Below are 14,360 nucleotides of genomic sequence, written 5' to 3' on the forward strand. Positions count from 1 at the left end.
GGTTGGCTCGGCGACGGAGCTGTCGGTGGTTAGCAAATTGGCCCACTTAAATGAATAAGGCATATATGAAAGCACAAGGCTCGTGGCTCGTATGGGGTGTGTTGGTGCTGGTACTCACCTTTTCCAGCCTATGCGCGGCGCAAACTCAAGGAGGAGAGAGCGAGGACAGTCGGTGGTTTACGGTTGACTCGCTCAATACAGGGCTTGGCGAGGCTCCTGAAGAGGCCGTCCGGGTAACACCAAGGGAGTCGATCAGGAGTTTTCTGGAGCTGACGGGGCAGGAGGAGTATGAGGCCGCTGCCCATATGCTCAACCTTGCCGAATTCCCAGCAGGCGAGCAGCGCGAGCAGGGGAGTGAGCTAGCTCGACAACTGGCAGAGATTTTCCAACGCGGTGAGTGGCTGAGTGTTTCTGATCTGCCCGGCCGGGAAGATGCGGTGATTGAAGAGTCTTCGGGTGAAAATCCGCGCGTCGGTGAGACACGTCGTAATATCGAAGTGTCGTCCTTAAAAGCCGATGGGGAAACCTACGATATTCGGCTGGGCCGTTACCGCGTCGGTGAACAAGAGCCAGTCTGGCTAATCATGCCGATCAGCGTGTCATACATTCCCGTGCTTTATGAACAATACGGCCCCTCGATGCTGGAAAGCTATATCCCCAAGCGTCTCCAGGGGTCATTTGGCATCTTGAAGATTTGGGAGTGGATTGCTATTCCACTTTTCTTGATCTTCGTTGGCATGGTTGGGTGGGCGATTCACCGTTTGATTGGTTTGATATCGAAATGGCTGCCTTCAGGGATATCGAGCATTTTTGCCAGTCAAATCGGTACCCCCGCCGCGCTTATTGCGATGTCTCTAGCCACCCAAATGTTGCTGGATTATGTGGTGTCGTTTTCGGCCGTGGCCACGACCACTTTCCGGGTACTATTGATCACTGTTTTGGCTTGGGCTGTCGGCACGATTTCATTGCGTTTGGTGGATACCATCATGCTGCGTTTGACGCGGCGTATTGTCGGCGAAATCGATGATACCAAGCCCCGAGACCAGCGTAGGCTGCTGACCTCCCTATATGCGCTGCGACGTCTTATTATTTTGATCACCGTGACCGGTGTTTCCATCTACATTCTTGGGCAAATTCAGCTCTTTGAATCACTTGGCTTATCCATCCTGGCTTCTGCCAGTGTATTAGCGGTACTAGTAGGTGTTGCGGGCCAGGCGGTATTGGGCAATATTTTGGCGTCGTTTCAACTATCGTTTGCCAAGCCCATTCGTATTGGCGATCTGGTGATTTTTGAAGATCAATGGTGCTACGTAGAAGGCATCTTTTATACCTTCATTCGCTTAAGAACCTGGGACGAGCGGCGTTTGATCGTGCCCGTCACGTACTTTACGTCCAAGCCGTTCGAGAATCTGTCGGTCAAGAGTACCAAGATGTACCGATTCCTGGAGATGAGCCTACATTTGAGCGCCGATATTGGCATAGTAAGGGATAAGTTTATTGAGTTTGCCAAAGAAGAAGATAGCGTTATAGAGCACCACAAATTGCTGTGCTACGTGACCGCGCAAACGGGTACCGCACAAACCGTCTCTTGTTACCTAATGACCTCAGACCCAATGGCGGGCTGGGCGGCCGAAATGAGTGTAAGAGAAAAACTGTTGGCCTTTATTCGCGATAACCATCCCGAGTGGTGGCCAAGAGAGATCGTGGTCATCAGTCACAACGATATCGCCCGTGGGGCGCAAGGTAAGCACTCTTCCGGCACGGATAGTGCTGAGGTAAAACCATCGGAATAAAATACTGCTATGCAGCGTCAGACGGCGCTGCTTTCTCGTAAATAACAATAAAGAGGAGTGACTACGCACGCGCTCGTTGAACAAGCGACTGGGCACTGGGTTTATCTTGCCCCTCTTCTTAGCGACCCATACACAGAAGCTGAATACGATGTCCAGGTTGAAGCACTGGATGAAATTCTTGATCTCGTCGGCGAAGATGAGTCCCAACCCCTTGCCAGCTTGGCGAGTAGCTTTGGCGGGCACGGCACTAAATGAAACCATTTGCTTGACCACCTAGATAAATAGGAAAATTGTGCTCAGTGAGTGAATGAGGAACTTTTTTGCTATTATTGATGAAAATCCATCTCTCAGAGGTGCGCCATGCCAACCCTTACTCAAACAAAGCCCACCCCGGAAATGGTGCTAGCTAAAGCAGTTTTGCGTGCTGCTGAGCAATTGGGGTTATCGCAGTCTGATTTGGCAGAGGTGCTAGGCGTACACCGCACGACTATTACCCAACTTAAAAAAAGCCTGAAGCTTGACCCGAACTCTAAGCAGGGTGAACTAGCTCTGCTGCTTATTCGCTTGGCTCGAGCATTATTCGCTCTTACCGGAGGCGACCAAGCATGGATTAAGCATTTTATGCGAACATCCAACCGTGTTACTGGTGGCATCCCGGCCGAGCAGGTAACACGGTTGGAGGGGCTGTTTGCGGTACTGAGATTCGTGGATGGTATGCGGGGTAAAGTGTGAGTGTGTGGGAAGCCTGTGGCGGCGAGCGAAATATTGAGCCTATTTCCGGAACCCTTTATCGACTGGTGGAAAGTCAGGAGCAAGTCGCAACGCTTAGCTATGTCGACACATTAGAAGAGCAGGAGATGCTTGAAGCACTGCTTGAAACTGCTAAACCACCTTACCCTGAACAGGAGCGAGACCTGCACTATCTTCTAAAAACCCCTTTTCGGTATCCCCCTCTCAAATGGGGGGCACGTTTTGGCCGTGTGTTTGAGCCAAGTATTTTCTACGGTGGTAAGGGCATTGCTACCACTCTCGCTGAATCTGCCTACTACCGACTGGTTTTCTGGTACTCCATGGAAGGTGAGCCCGTTACCGCCTCGCTGCGCTCAGAGCACACACTCTTTTCTGTAGACTATGCCGCTAAACGGGGAGTGAGGCTATACGCAGGCTCCTTTGTCGACCACCTTGCGATACTGAAACATCCAGTTGATTACGCCCCCTGTCAGCAATTGGGTAGCGCAATGCGTGGGGCAGGCGTTGAGGCGTTTGAGTACGCCTCCGCAAGAGATGTTCAGGGTGGTGCGTGCGTGGGCTTGTTTACACCTGAAGTGTTCGAACAGCATGAGCCAACCGACATGCGTCCATGGCTTTGCGTAACCAATGCCGATCAAGTGTCGTTCAAATGCAAAGATGCACTTGGTGTGTATACCTACTATCTCAATGACTTTCTGTATAACGGTGTGTTGCCGCTTCCTGCTTAGATGACAAGATTGGCACTTGTTGATGATTAACACATTGTTGGTAGAAAGAGTTATGACAAAAAAACGCGAAGGAGTGGTTGCCTAAATGCCATTAAATATCGTGCAGCGCGCACTACCCGGCTGGGGTGTCACTTATAGTCCGCCGGGCGATGGCCCCTTTCCAGCTATTATGCTGCTGCATGGGTCTGAAGGCGCGTGGGCAGGGTGGAGCCACCGGGACGCGATGCTATTCGCAGCGCATGGTTTCCTCGCATTTCCCTATGGCTACTCAAGCGGCGGCAATGCCTGGAACGCGGGGCATATTATCGATTACCCGCTCGAACGCAGCGTGGAGGCGTTTAAAGCCCTACGAGAATTCCCGTTCGTTGATGAACAAGCAGGGCTTTATGGTCTTTCACGCGGCGCCGAGCACGCGTTATTGCTCGGCTCACTGATGGCAAGAGATAAGATCGAAGGAGCGCCAGATGCTATCGCGGCTCATAGCCCGCCCGATGTGGTGTGCGGTGCCTTTGATGCGCGCAGCTTTCGCGATGCGGGGGATCCAGGCTGGCAAGCTTGGGATGTCAGTAAGCGCGCCTGGACATGGCGTGATAGTCACGAAGGCTTGCTGCCGACCACACAGATCGAAATTGAACGCTACCCTGGGCCGCTGTTTCTTTCCCATGGCACGCAAGACCGAATGTGGTCGGTTGAGATGAGCAGGCGCCTGGAAAAACGCCTCATTAAGAATGGCCTCAGCCCGGAAGTGCACTACTACGAAGGCGAGGATCATATACCCAGCAGCGCTGGGCAGAATAAACATTACGAGCTGCTTCTGGAGTTCTTTTCAAAGCACCTTTAATGCCTGAGTTCATTGAACAAAGACTCAGTTTTCTCCCACCCAAAAGAAGCCCCACTTGGCTGCTAAGAGGGGCACACTGGCATAGTGTTTCTGTTCTTTAGCGCTAATTAGCATCTTCTAAATGCGCCTGAGCCAAACGTTTCGCCCCGGCAAAATCCGCTTTTCCAGAGCCAAGATGCGGAATGCTCTCTACTGTAAGCCAGTGGCTGGGGATCATCATGGGGGGCGTGCCGTTGGCGAGCATAGTGGACTTAACGGTTTTGGCGTCTAGCGCTGTTTCTGATAGCAGCACTATGCGCTCACCTTTGCGGCTATCGGGAATGCTAACCGCCATCAGCGCCGTATCTGTATCCTCCAGGGCCGCTTTAACTGCCCCTTCAACCGCGCTGAGACTGATCATTTCACCGCCAATCTTGGCGAAGCGGGCGTAACGGTCAATCAGGGTCAAAAAGCCATCTTCATCTATATAGCCTTTATCCCCTGTGATGTACCAGCGGTGGCCATCGGCCTCGTGGAGCGCTTTGGCCGTGCGCTTGGCGTCATTGAGGTAGCCCTGCATGATCTGCGGCCCGCTGATCAATATCATGCCCGCCTCGCCGGTGGGCAGCTCTTCAAAGCTCTCCGGGTCGACGATTTTGAAGCTGGTACCGGGCAGCGGCATACCCACGGTGCCTACTTTGCTGCCCCGCTGCACCTGCTGATAGTGAACGCCCATGGCATCGGGAAGGTTGACGGAAGCAACGGGAGCGATTTCGGTGGCGCCGTAGCCTTCATAAATGGGCTTGTGGAATTTCAGCGCGAAGTCGTTACGCACGTTGTCATCGAGCTTCTCTGCCCCTGCGACTACGATTCTCAAGCTCTCCAGCATCAGCGGATGCACCTTTGTGCTGCGTACAAACAGCCTTAAAAAGCTGGAGGTGCCAAACATGATAGTGGCTTTGTGCTTGGCAATAGCGCCCGCGATGCCGGGGGCATCGGTCGGATCGGCGTGGCACACCAGCGGCAGCCCTTCAATCAGTGGTAGCAGCTGGGTAACCGTGAGGCCAAAGGCGTGAAACAGCGGCAGTGAGCCCATTACAACGTCATTGCTCTGGGTATTGAGCACGTCGGAGGTCTGCTTGATATTGGCCATCAGGTTTCGGTGGCTCAACATCACGCCTTTGGGTTCGCCTTCGCTTCCGCTTGAGAACAGGATGGCGGCGGTGGCATCGGCATCGTGACTGTGGCAGAAGCAGCGCTGTAGTAGCCACGTCGGCAATACTCTCACCGCGAGCCAGGTACTCAAGCGCTCAGCATGGCCAATCGTGGTCTGCAGGTCTTCTAAAAAGACCACCTGCTGCTCACTGAGCAATTGGGTAACGTTGAGCCCGCGCTGCTCAAGCTTCTTCACAAAGCGCTGTGAGGTGAACACGGTGGCGATTTCCGCCTGGGAAAGGGCGGACGTCAACGCTTCTTGGTCGGCGGTGTAATTAAGATTCACCAGCGTTTTACCTGCTAGCAGTGTGGCCATATTGGCGATAACCCCGGCACTGCTGGTAGGTAGCAGTAGGCCAACGTTCTGCCCAGGGTTGAGCTTGCGAATACGTTTTGCCATCAGCAGGCTGGCGGTGAGCGCTTGGCTTGCGTTGAGTGGGCGGCCCAGCGTATCCGCCAGGGCAAGGTCGCTAGGGCGGCGCTTAACGCTTTGAATCCAGGCGTTAGGCAGGGTGGGTAGCGCACCCATGGCCCGGTGCCAGGAACGGGTAGCCTGCTCAAAAATACGCCGTTTAAGCACATCAGCGGGGGTATCTTTAGGCAGCGGCTTGCCAAAGGCGACCACTACCGAACGGTGCAGCGGCGCGTTGCGTAGCTCTTTTAATTTGCTGGAGGAGCGGGAGAACTGGCTGCCCCACAGGCCGCGTAGGTAGAAAGGCACGATTTTTACATCGGGGTTAGCCATTTCACAGGCGCGCTCATAGCCGCGGCGAAATTCGCCCAGTTGGCCAGTGCGGCTAATCGCCCCTTCTGGAAATAGGCACACTACCTCGCCCGCGTTGAGTTGTTCAGCGACATCGGCCAGGGCTTTTTCGGCACCACTGCCACGCTCGATGGGAATACAGCCCAGGGATTTTAAGAACCAGTTGAGGTACCAGCGCTGGTAAACCGATCTAAGCATGACAAAGCGTACCGGGCGGGGGCTGGCGATCTGTACCATGGCCCAATCCACCCAGCTGATATGGTTGCCCAATAGCAGCACGCCTCCCTGGGCAGGCAGGTTCTGCAAGCCATGTACATCGACCCGGTAGCGGCGTGTCAGCAGAAAGCTCAACAGAAAGCGCACCAAACTCTGTGGCAGCTTAATAATGGTGTAGCCGCCGCCGACCATCGCCACCGTGGCGATGAGTAGCAGCAGGTAGTGGCTATCAACACCTGCCAGTGCGAACAGCGCCGTGAGCAGCAAAAAGCCCAACATGGCGATGTTTTGAATCCAGTTATTGGCGGCCAGCACGGTGCCTAGCTCGTTGTCGGCGGCGTGAAACTGAATCAGGGCGTTAAGTGGCACAATAAACAGCCCACCCATCATGCCGATAAACACAAAGTTCAGCGCTTGGCCAACAGGCGTGGTTAACAGCGGTAGGCACCATAAACCCACGGCCACCCCGACGGCACCGACGGGAATCAAGCCCGTTTCTATGCGGTTATGTGAAAGCTTGCTGGCAAGCATAGAACCCAGCGCAATCCCGATACCGCTAGCGGCTAGAATGCCTTGCAGTACCAGGGTGTTATCAATACTGAGGGCATCTTTGGCATAAGCGGGGAAGGCCGCCAGCAGCACTTGGCCCACTGACCAGAACGTGGCAAGGCCGATAATGGAGAGCCTGATGACAGGCTGGCGAGCGATAATCCGCAGATTGTCTTTTAGGGCAGTGCCCTTGATGTAGCGCTGCCAGGTTAGCGGTGTGTCTGACCGAGTGGTGTGATCAAGCGGAAGGCGGTAAAGCGCCAACATCTGTAGGGCACTATTGAGCACCAGCAGCCAGCCCAAAGGGGCTATTTGGCGCAACAGCTGCGCTGGGGTTTGATCCTCCGGTGAGACCCAGGTCTCAAATAGCGCGGTAAATGCCACAGTGCCTGCCAGAATGGCGCCAATCGTAACCGCCTGGATCAGCCCGTTGGCTTCCGCCAAACGCGGCTTGCCAAACAGCCCTTTTACCAAGCCGTATTTGGCTGGGGAGTAGAACGCTGATTGAATCGCCAGCAGCAGTGTCATCGCAAAGGCCAGCCAAAACCAGCCTTGGTAGTAGGCAGCGGTGATGCCCAGTGACACCGCCACGGCGGCCCAGGCTGATGCGCGCAGAACGCGTACCTTGGGGTAGCTGTCTGCCACATGGCCCGCCGGGCTAAACAGTAAAATAAACGGCAGCAGGATAAGCCCGTTGACCAGTGCGGTGAGCACGACCTGTGCTTCACCGTCGTAACTTTTGAAGATGGTGTTCTGAATGACGATCTTGTGCCCCAAATCTACAAAGGCATTAAGAAAGATGGCGATCAGGTAGGGCAAAGCACCCTTGATATGTAGCAGTCGTTGCATGGTTGTGTAGCCTTATAAGTCCCTGTAAGTAGTCGCACTTTCTAAGCAAGGCTTACTGGTTGCAACTCATTTGCACAAAGTTGTGTTATAGGTGCTGGTTGGTATCATTATTTGCTACTTTTTATGTGTAGTGCACCTTCATTCTGCTTACGAGATTACTATGTCCCAAGCCGATTCGCTGATTGAAACGCTAAAACGCCAGCTGCGCGCTCAGGGTAAAACCTATGCCGATGTCGCTCAGTGGCTGGCGCTGAGCGAAGCCTCCGTGAAGCGGCTGTTCGCAGAGAAGCACTTTACGCTTTCGCGGCTGGAGTGTATCTGTGACCAGCTAAATATCGAATTCGCCGAGCTAGTGAAGACCATGCAAGCAGACGAGCAGCGTCTGCAGGCGCTCACCCATGGCCAAGAGCAGAGTATTGTGGATGACCGTGAGCTGTTCCTGGTAGCTGTGTGCGTTATCAATGGCTACAGCTTCGACGAAATTCATCACCAGTACCAGCTAAGTGAAGCAGAGTGTATACGACAGTTACTGAAGCTTGAGCGGCTTAAACTTATTGAGCTACTTCCTGATAACCGGATCAGGCGGCGGGTAGCCGCCAGTTTCCGCTGGCAGGCGGATGGGCCCATTCAACGCTTCTTTCAGCAGTATATCGCTAACGAGTTTTTCCGTTCCCGTTTCGATAGCGACAGCGAGAAGCTGGTGGTACTCAATGGCCTGTTGTCCCCCGCTGGTAATGCCGAGTGGCAGCAGACCATGCAGCGCTTGGCTAAAGAGTTTCATGCGCTATGCGAACGAGAGAGCGGGCTGCCTATCCACCAGCGGTTTGGCACCACTTCCGTGCTGGCGGTAAGGCAGTGGCAGTATGGGTTGTTTCAGGATTACAAACGTGAAGCCGAGGCGAAATCCTAAAGCGCTGTACCACGAAAATGAGCGGCTTCTTGCTCTAACCACTCGATGAAACGCGCCACTGCCGGAGGTGTTACCCCTTCAGAAGGCAGAACCAGTTCATAGGCGAACGGAGAAGCGAGCGGATACTGTTCCCCAAATGGGCGCACCAACACGCCGCTGGCAAGCCGATCGATCACGAGAGGGTAACTGGCCAGCACCACGCCTTGCCCGGCCATAGCCTGATCGAGCGCCAAGCTGTAGAGCGAGTATTGGCGCTGGTGGGGGAGCTTCTTGATGGCCACTCCGGCGTTTTTAAACCAGTCTTGCCAGCTTGGGATCGGGTGGCCCGCATGGCTGCACCAATCCACGGTGAGCAGTGTCTGAGCCAGCAATTCGGCGGGCTCGTGTATATTTTCCTGCGCTAACAGGGTGGGCGAGCAAACGGGAAAGAGGGTGTCTTCAAATAGACGCTGGCTGGTAACGCCGGGCCAAGGCCCCTGGCCGTAGCGCAGCGATAAGCGTGCCCTGTTGGGCATCCATAACGGTGGCGTTAAGCGCGCCTCGGCATCCAGAGAGATCTCGATTTGCCGCTCACTGGCTTCAAAGCCGGGTAAGCGGGGGAGTAGCCAAAGCTGTAGGAAAGAAGGCGGGGCACTCAGTAGTAAGCGAAAAGCGTCTTCTGAGCGCTCGGTGACGTTCTGTACGCCGCTGGCAATACGCAAAAGGCCTGCCTGCACATCTTCGGCCAGTACCCGGCCTGCTTCGGTAACGCACACTCCATTGGCATGACGTTCAAAGAGCACCACGCCTAAGTGATCTTCCAACTGTTTGACCTGTCGGCTAACGGCGCCAGGCGTTACCCCGAGGCGATAAGCGGCGGCTTTGAAGCTATTTTCTCGCACGGCTTCGGCAAACGCGCGCAGTGCATTCAGCGGTAGCCTTTCAATTCTCATGGCGTGAGTTTTCCTAAGCCTAGACCCGATAAGTAATCGTTTGTATGCAATGACGCTTACTGCTGCAATGGGCCCCTATAGGTTATAGGAGCCTGCAATGAGTAATCAAAAAATAGCCGCCACCGACCACACTGCCTGCATGGTTGGTCGATCACAGCGAAAGTCAGTGGACGCAACGGCAGCATCGCTGATGCTGCTATTTTGCCTGGTGTTGGGTTTTCAGCAGGTGGCGATTAAGGGTGTGGCTGAGGATATCTCACCCATTGTACAGATGGCCCTGCGCTCCATTATGGCGCTTTGCCTGGTCGGCGGGCTGGCTTATTGGCGCGGTATTCGCTGGGCGGATGTGGGTCACCACTGGGCCCCTGGGTTGTTGGTGGGCCTCGGGTTTGCTGCCGAGTTCGCTTTTATCGCCTGGGGGCTAACCTATACCTTGGCGTCCCATATGTCGGTGTTTCTGTATACTGCGCCCATCTTCGCTGCCCTGGGTTTGAATCTTTGGGTACCTGGCGAGCAACTCTCCATTCGCCAGTGGTGGGGCGTCGGCTTGGCATTTCTGGGTATGGTGGTTGCCATGGCGCCAAGCGGCGCCTACAGCATCGAGATTGTTATCGGTGATGCACTGGGCTTGCTGGCAGGGCTCTCTTGGGCGGCCACGACCGTCGTGATCCGTAGGACATCGCTTTCCGAAGCGCCAGCAGAGCTCACTCTGAGCTATCAACTGAGTGTGACGGCGTTGTTGCTCCTGCCGGTGGCGGCTATGTCCGGGCAGTTAATGAGCGCGCAGTTTACCCCGATGGCGATAGCCAGCCTCGGCTTTCAGACGCTGATCATTTCGTTTGCTGCGTTGCTATTATGGTTCACCTTGTTGCGCCGCTACCGCGCTTCGCAGTTAGGCGTGTTTTCTTTCTTAGCGCCGCTTTTCGGTATTCTGTTTGGTACACTGCTGCTCAATGAACCGCTAAGCATTAATTTTATAATCGGCGGTGGCGTTATTTTAGTTGGCATCATTCTGGTGACTCGCTAAACGCATGCACCCATCTACCTTTGCGAAAACACCGATATGAGCATTACCCCTTTTCAAGCACTGGCGTGCCCGTTAGACGGAAAACCACTCAGCCGGTCGGATGGCGCTTGGCGGTGCTCTGATGGTCACAGCTTTGATATCGCTAAACAGGGTTATATTAACTTGCTGCCGGTGCAGCAAAAGCGTTCCCACGATCCGGGCGATAGCAAGGCTATGGTAGCTGCTCGCCAGCGCTTTCTTGAGGCGGGGCACTATCAGCCCATTGCGGACGCCGTCAGTCGTGCAGTCTTGAACCACGCTGAGGCTCAAACGCTAAGCAGTGAGCCGTTTAGCTGTCTGGATGCGGGCTGTGGTGAAGGTTACTATCTTCGCCAATTAGCTGACGCTGCGACTAACGCGCTATCACTTTCGCTGATGGGTTTGGATATCTCTAAGTGGGCGGTGCTGGCGGCGGCCAAACAAGATGCTAAGCAATCACCGCTAAGCAGTTGGGTAGTGGGCAGCAATGCGCATTTGCCAGTGCAGACGGGAACACTGGATAGCGTGCTGTGTATGTTTGGCTTTCCTGTGGCTAGCGAGTTTGCTCGTGTGCTAAAAACGGGCGGTGTGCTGCTACAAGTAGAGGCGGGGCCTGATCATTTGCGGGAGTTACGGGAGGTTATTTACCCGACGTTAAAGCCTGAGCGTTCAAGCGAGGTAGAAGCACCTGGGGGCTTTACGCAGCATAGCAGCGAGAGAGTAAGTTACTCGTTAACACTGAAGAGAAGCGAAGAAATTGCCGATCTGTTGGCTATGACGCCGCACCTTTATCGGGCCAGTGCAGAAGGGCGTGCACGCGCAGCGGCACTGGAGACATTGGTCACTACGGTAGATGTGCGGGTAGTACAGTGGCTTCGAGTTTAGCTTTTGCCTGATTCAGGGGCTGAAGGGAATTGTCGTACTTGCCACATTCGCAATGTTCAAACGCAACAAGGCCCGCATAAGCGGGCCTTGTTATCCGAACCTCGAAAGGTTCGAGCAAATTCTAAAGCGCTATCTCTTGAGAGATTTAGGCTTAGGAGATTTGCTTGATGTTTGAAGCTTGAAGGCCTTTCTTACCCTGGGTAACGTCAAAAGAAACGTTAGCACCTTCTTGCAGGGTTTTGAAGCCGTCTGCTTGAATTTCAGAGAAATGGGCAAACAGGTCATCGCCGCCGTCAGAAGGAGCAATAAAACCGAAGCCTTTAGTATCGTTGAACCACTTAACTGTGCCAGTAGACATAATAAAATCCTTTCGCGCAAAGCGCATTGTAAAGTTCCTGGTATCACCCAGATTAATAGTGGATAAAACAAGGAATACAATTGCAGTCTTGCCGAAAGATTTTGTACACGTCTATCTGGTACATTTCTAAATCTTTTTCGTACACTTCTGAAACCATGCTTGCTTGCTAACCAACTGACGCCACAGTGTCATGAATTCTAGCGTGTGTCAAAGCCTTTCTGGATTATCTTGCCTATGGAGTCAGTGAAAGCCTCTATTACCAGCCCATTTTCCATACGCTTTCAGTTGAGGCCGGTGAACGTTTCCTGTTTACCACTCGTCAGCATCGCTGTGCCACACTAACAGAGTGAGAGGTACTATTAGACCTACCAATTTCCTCAACTCTTTAGGGACTGAAATGACGAGCATCTGGAAGACCTATTCACAGGCGTCATTGATTTTACGCGTCACTATCGCGCTAGTGCTGGGCGTTATGGTTGGCCTTATCGGTGGTGAGGCAGTGGCTGCTTGGTTGGCGCCGTTGGGGGATTTGCTTCTACGACTACTCACTTTTTTGATTGTGCCTATCGTGCTATTCACACTGATGGTCGGGGTGAACCAATCTCGCGAGGGCAGTGCGGGTCGTGTCGGCGGTAAGGTGTTCGTTTATTACCTAGTCTCTTCAGCACTGGCGATCATGGTGGGCTTAGCGGTTGCCACGCTGTTTAGCCCCGGCAGTGGTATGACCCTGGATGAGAGTGCCAGTTTCTCGGTGCCCGAAAACCCAGGCGTTGTGGATACGCTGCTGAATATAGTGCCAGATAATATTATTGGTGCGTTTGCCGATCTCAACATGTTGGGCATTATTTTTACGGCGTTGGTGTTTGGCATCGCACTACTAAAAATGCGCCAATCGGAGCGCCAGCATGCCATGGGGGAGCGACTCTATGGTGTGATTGAAGCGCTCAACGAGGTCACGCTAAAAGTGATGTCGGGAGTACTGCACTACGTGCCCATTGGCGTGTTTGCGATTGTCGCCGAAACGGTGAGTCAGCAAGGGTTGGCAACGCTGCTCTCATTAGGCGATATGGTGGTTGTGCTGTATGTAGCCCTGGCAACCCAACTGCTTATTTATTGCGGCATCATGCGGCTGTTTGGCGTGAAGCTGCGCACCTTTTTCCGCGAGGCCCGTACACCCATGGCTACGGCGTTTGCCACCCAAAGTAGCTCGGGTACGCTACCGCTGACGGTTAATGCTGCCCACCGCTTAGGGGTTCCCAAAAGCATCTATGGTTTCAGTCTGCCATTAGGGGCTACGTTAAATATGGATGGGGCGGCCATTCGTATCGCCATCTCAGCGGTATTTGCCGCCAACGTGATAGGTGCACCGCTGGATTTCCTTAGTATGGTGCAAATAGTGCTGATTGGCACGCTAGTGTCGGTGGGCACGGCAGGGGTGCCGGGGGCCGGCATCATTATGATTGCCACGGTGTTTGCTCAAGTAGGCTTGCCAATTGAAACCGTCGCGTTGCTTACCGCTATTGATGCACTGGTGGGAATGGGATGTACGGCGCTGAATGTGACAGGCGACTTGGTTGGCACGTCCGTCATTGCCCGTAGTGAAGGCGAGGAGTTGCAAGAGGCGTTTGGCGAAGAAGCGCCCGCGCGGGGGTAAAGGCAGCAGGCCAATGACAACTATAAGGAAAACACATGTTGAATGATCGTGAGATCGCCTACTTAACGCGTGCCGTCGAACTAGCCGAAGAGGCTCTTAACGCGGGGGATGAACCCTTTGGCAGCGTCCTGGTAAGTGCCGAAGGAGAGGTCTTGGCAGAAGACCGTAATCGCATCGCCGGAGGGGATTCTACTCAACATCCCGAGTTTTTCCTGGCGCGCTGGGCGGCGCAGCATATGACGCCGGAGGCGCGAGCCAAAGCGACCGTCTATACTTCTGGTGAACACTGTCCCATGTGCGCCGCCGCCCACGGCTGGGTAGGGCTTGGGCGTATCGTCTACGCCAGCTCGTCTGAACAGTTGGGGCGCTGGCTAGCGGACTTGGGTGTGGCGCCGTCGCCTGTGGCAACGCTGCCGATTCAACAGGTGGTGCCTGGGCTGAAGGTAGAGGGCCCAGTAACTAAGCTGGACGAACGTGTCCACGCGTTGCACAAGCGGCGCCACGCCAGCCTACCTTGAAGACATTAAAAAGCCGCCTAAGCGTTAGTTTAGGCGGCGTCGTATTCGCTAAACCGGTCTATGAAAACCTAGTGTTTCAATATCACATAAAACGCATGGATGATGCCGGGTATGAAGCCAAATAGCGTTAGAATAATGTTTAGCCAGAAATGCCCTTTAAAACCGACCTCAAAAAATACGCCGAGTGGGGGAAATATTACGGCAAAAATCATCTTGATTGGATCAGTCGCTGTAAACGCCATGAAGCCTCCTTTGCTTTCATTGGTGTAACTTGTACAAGTGTAGGCACGATCAATCTATTTATCCATGCCTTGGCGAATCCCCTGTGACTAGCCACGTAGGCAATCGTTCAACTCCGCCACTTATTTCCGCTTT

14 protein-coding genes are annotated in these 14,360 nt (G+C 53.9%); 10 read left to right on the forward strand and 4 right to left on the reverse strand.

Annotation, left to right across the window (positions count from 1 at the left end):
• The first annotated feature begins 65 nt into the window (after positions 1-65).
• The 5 genes from ACFIOZ_RS04535 to ACFIOZ_RS04555 all read left to right on the forward strand — a co-directional run bounded on the left by ACFIOZ_RS04535 (position 66) and on the right by ACFIOZ_RS04555 (position 4,112).
• The gene (locus ACFIOZ_RS04535) at positions 66-1,793 is read left to right on the forward strand and encodes a mechanosensitive ion channel family protein (protein WP_386082508.1); all 1,728 of its coding nucleotides are present in this window, start codon (positions 66-68) and stop codon (positions 1,791-1,793) included.
• A 57-nt stretch (positions 1,794-1,850) separates the two neighbouring features.
• On the forward strand, positions 1,851-2,048 hold the full coding sequence (locus tag ACFIOZ_RS04540) for a hypothetical protein (protein ID WP_386082509.1): 198 nt from the start codon (positions 1,851-1,853) through the stop codon (positions 2,046-2,048).
• Positions 2,049-2,153: 105 nt separating this feature from the next.
• Positions 2,154-2,525: an antitoxin Xre-like helix-turn-helix domain-containing protein gene (locus tag ACFIOZ_RS04545; RefSeq protein ID WP_386082510.1), complete on the forward strand. Its 372-nt coding sequence runs from the start codon at positions 2,154-2,156 to the stop codon at positions 2,523-2,525.
• Positions 2,522-3,271 (forward strand): RES family NAD+ phosphorylase, encoded by a 750-nt coding sequence (locus ACFIOZ_RS04550; protein ID WP_386082511.1) that lies wholly within the window; start codon positions 2,522-2,524, stop codon positions 3,269-3,271. The genes ACFIOZ_RS04545 and ACFIOZ_RS04550 overlap by 4 nt, the downstream gene beginning before the upstream one ends.
• A gap of 85 nt (positions 3,272-3,356) precedes the next feature.
• Positions 3,357-4,112, forward strand: coding sequence for an alpha/beta hydrolase family protein (locus ACFIOZ_RS04555; protein WP_386082512.1), 756 nt, complete (start codon positions 3,357-3,359; stop codon positions 4,110-4,112).
• A gap of 103 nt (positions 4,113-4,215) precedes the next feature.
• Here the strand turns inward: ACFIOZ_RS04555 and ACFIOZ_RS04560 are convergent, their stop codons facing one another.
• Positions 4,216-7,683 (reverse strand): acyl-[ACP]--phospholipid O-acyltransferase, encoded by a 3,468-nt coding sequence (locus ACFIOZ_RS04560; protein ID WP_386082513.1) that lies wholly within the window; start codon positions 7,681-7,683, stop codon positions 4,216-4,218.
• Between the two features lie 160 nt (positions 7,684-7,843).
• On the opposite strand from ACFIOZ_RS04560, the gene ACFIOZ_RS04565 reads away from it, so the two are divergent.
• Positions 7,844-8,593 carry a helix-turn-helix domain-containing protein gene (locus ACFIOZ_RS04565; RefSeq protein ID WP_386082514.1) on the forward strand — a complete coding sequence of 250 codons (750 nt, stop codon included), beginning with the start codon at positions 7,844-7,846 and terminating at the stop codon, positions 8,591-8,593.
• Here the strand turns inward: ACFIOZ_RS04565 and ACFIOZ_RS04570 are convergent.
• On the reverse strand, positions 8,590-9,525 hold the full coding sequence (locus ACFIOZ_RS04570; protein ID WP_386082515.1) for a LysR substrate-binding domain-containing protein: 936 nt from the start codon (positions 9,523-9,525) through the stop codon (positions 8,590-8,592). The two genes, ACFIOZ_RS04565 and ACFIOZ_RS04570, sit on opposite strands and share 4 nt — an antisense overlap.
• A 97-nt stretch (positions 9,526-9,622) precedes the next feature.
• On the opposite strand from ACFIOZ_RS04570, the gene ACFIOZ_RS04575 reads away from it, so the two are divergent.
• Together ACFIOZ_RS04575 and ACFIOZ_RS04580 are read left to right on the forward strand one after the other, a co-directional pair.
• Complete coding sequence (locus ACFIOZ_RS04575) at positions 9,623-10,552, forward strand: DMT family transporter (RefSeq protein WP_386082516.1); 930 nt, start codon at positions 9,623-9,625, stop codon at positions 10,550-10,552.
• 36 nt (positions 10,553-10,588) lie between these two features.
• Positions 10,589-11,455, forward strand: coding sequence for a putative RNA methyltransferase (locus ACFIOZ_RS04580; RefSeq protein WP_386082517.1), 867 nt, complete (start codon positions 10,589-10,591; stop codon positions 11,453-11,455).
• Between the two features lie 151 nt (positions 11,456-11,606).
• Here the strand turns inward: ACFIOZ_RS04580 and ACFIOZ_RS04585 are convergent, their stop codons facing one another.
• A complete protein-coding gene (locus ACFIOZ_RS04585; RefSeq protein WP_007111402.1) occupies positions 11,607-11,813 on the reverse strand; it encodes a cold-shock protein in 207 nt (68 codons plus the stop codon).
• A 397-nt stretch (positions 11,814-12,210) separates the two neighbouring features.
• On the opposite strand from ACFIOZ_RS04585, the gene ACFIOZ_RS04590 reads away from it, so the two are divergent.
• Complete coding sequence (locus ACFIOZ_RS04590) at positions 12,211-13,467, forward strand: dicarboxylate/amino acid:cation symporter (RefSeq protein WP_386082518.1); 1,257 nt, start codon at positions 12,211-12,213, stop codon at positions 13,465-13,467.
• A 35-nt stretch (positions 13,468-13,502) separates the two neighbouring features.
• Positions 13,503-13,985, forward strand: coding sequence for a nucleoside deaminase (locus ACFIOZ_RS04595; RefSeq protein ID WP_386082519.1), 483 nt, complete (start codon positions 13,503-13,505; stop codon positions 13,983-13,985).
• A 68-nt stretch (positions 13,986-14,053) separates the two neighbouring features.
• On the opposite strand, the gene ACFIOZ_RS04600 is transcribed toward ACFIOZ_RS04595, so the two are convergent.
• A complete protein-coding gene (locus tag ACFIOZ_RS04600) occupies positions 14,054-14,227 on the reverse strand; it encodes a YqaE/Pmp3 family membrane protein (protein WP_290834869.1) in 174 nt (57 codons plus the stop codon).
• Positions 14,228-14,360 lie beyond the last annotated feature (133 nt).

The organism is Vreelandella sp. F11, from assembly GCF_042466685.1.
Classification (GTDB): domain Bacteria; phylum Pseudomonadota; class Gammaproteobacteria; order Pseudomonadales; family Halomonadaceae; genus Vreelandella.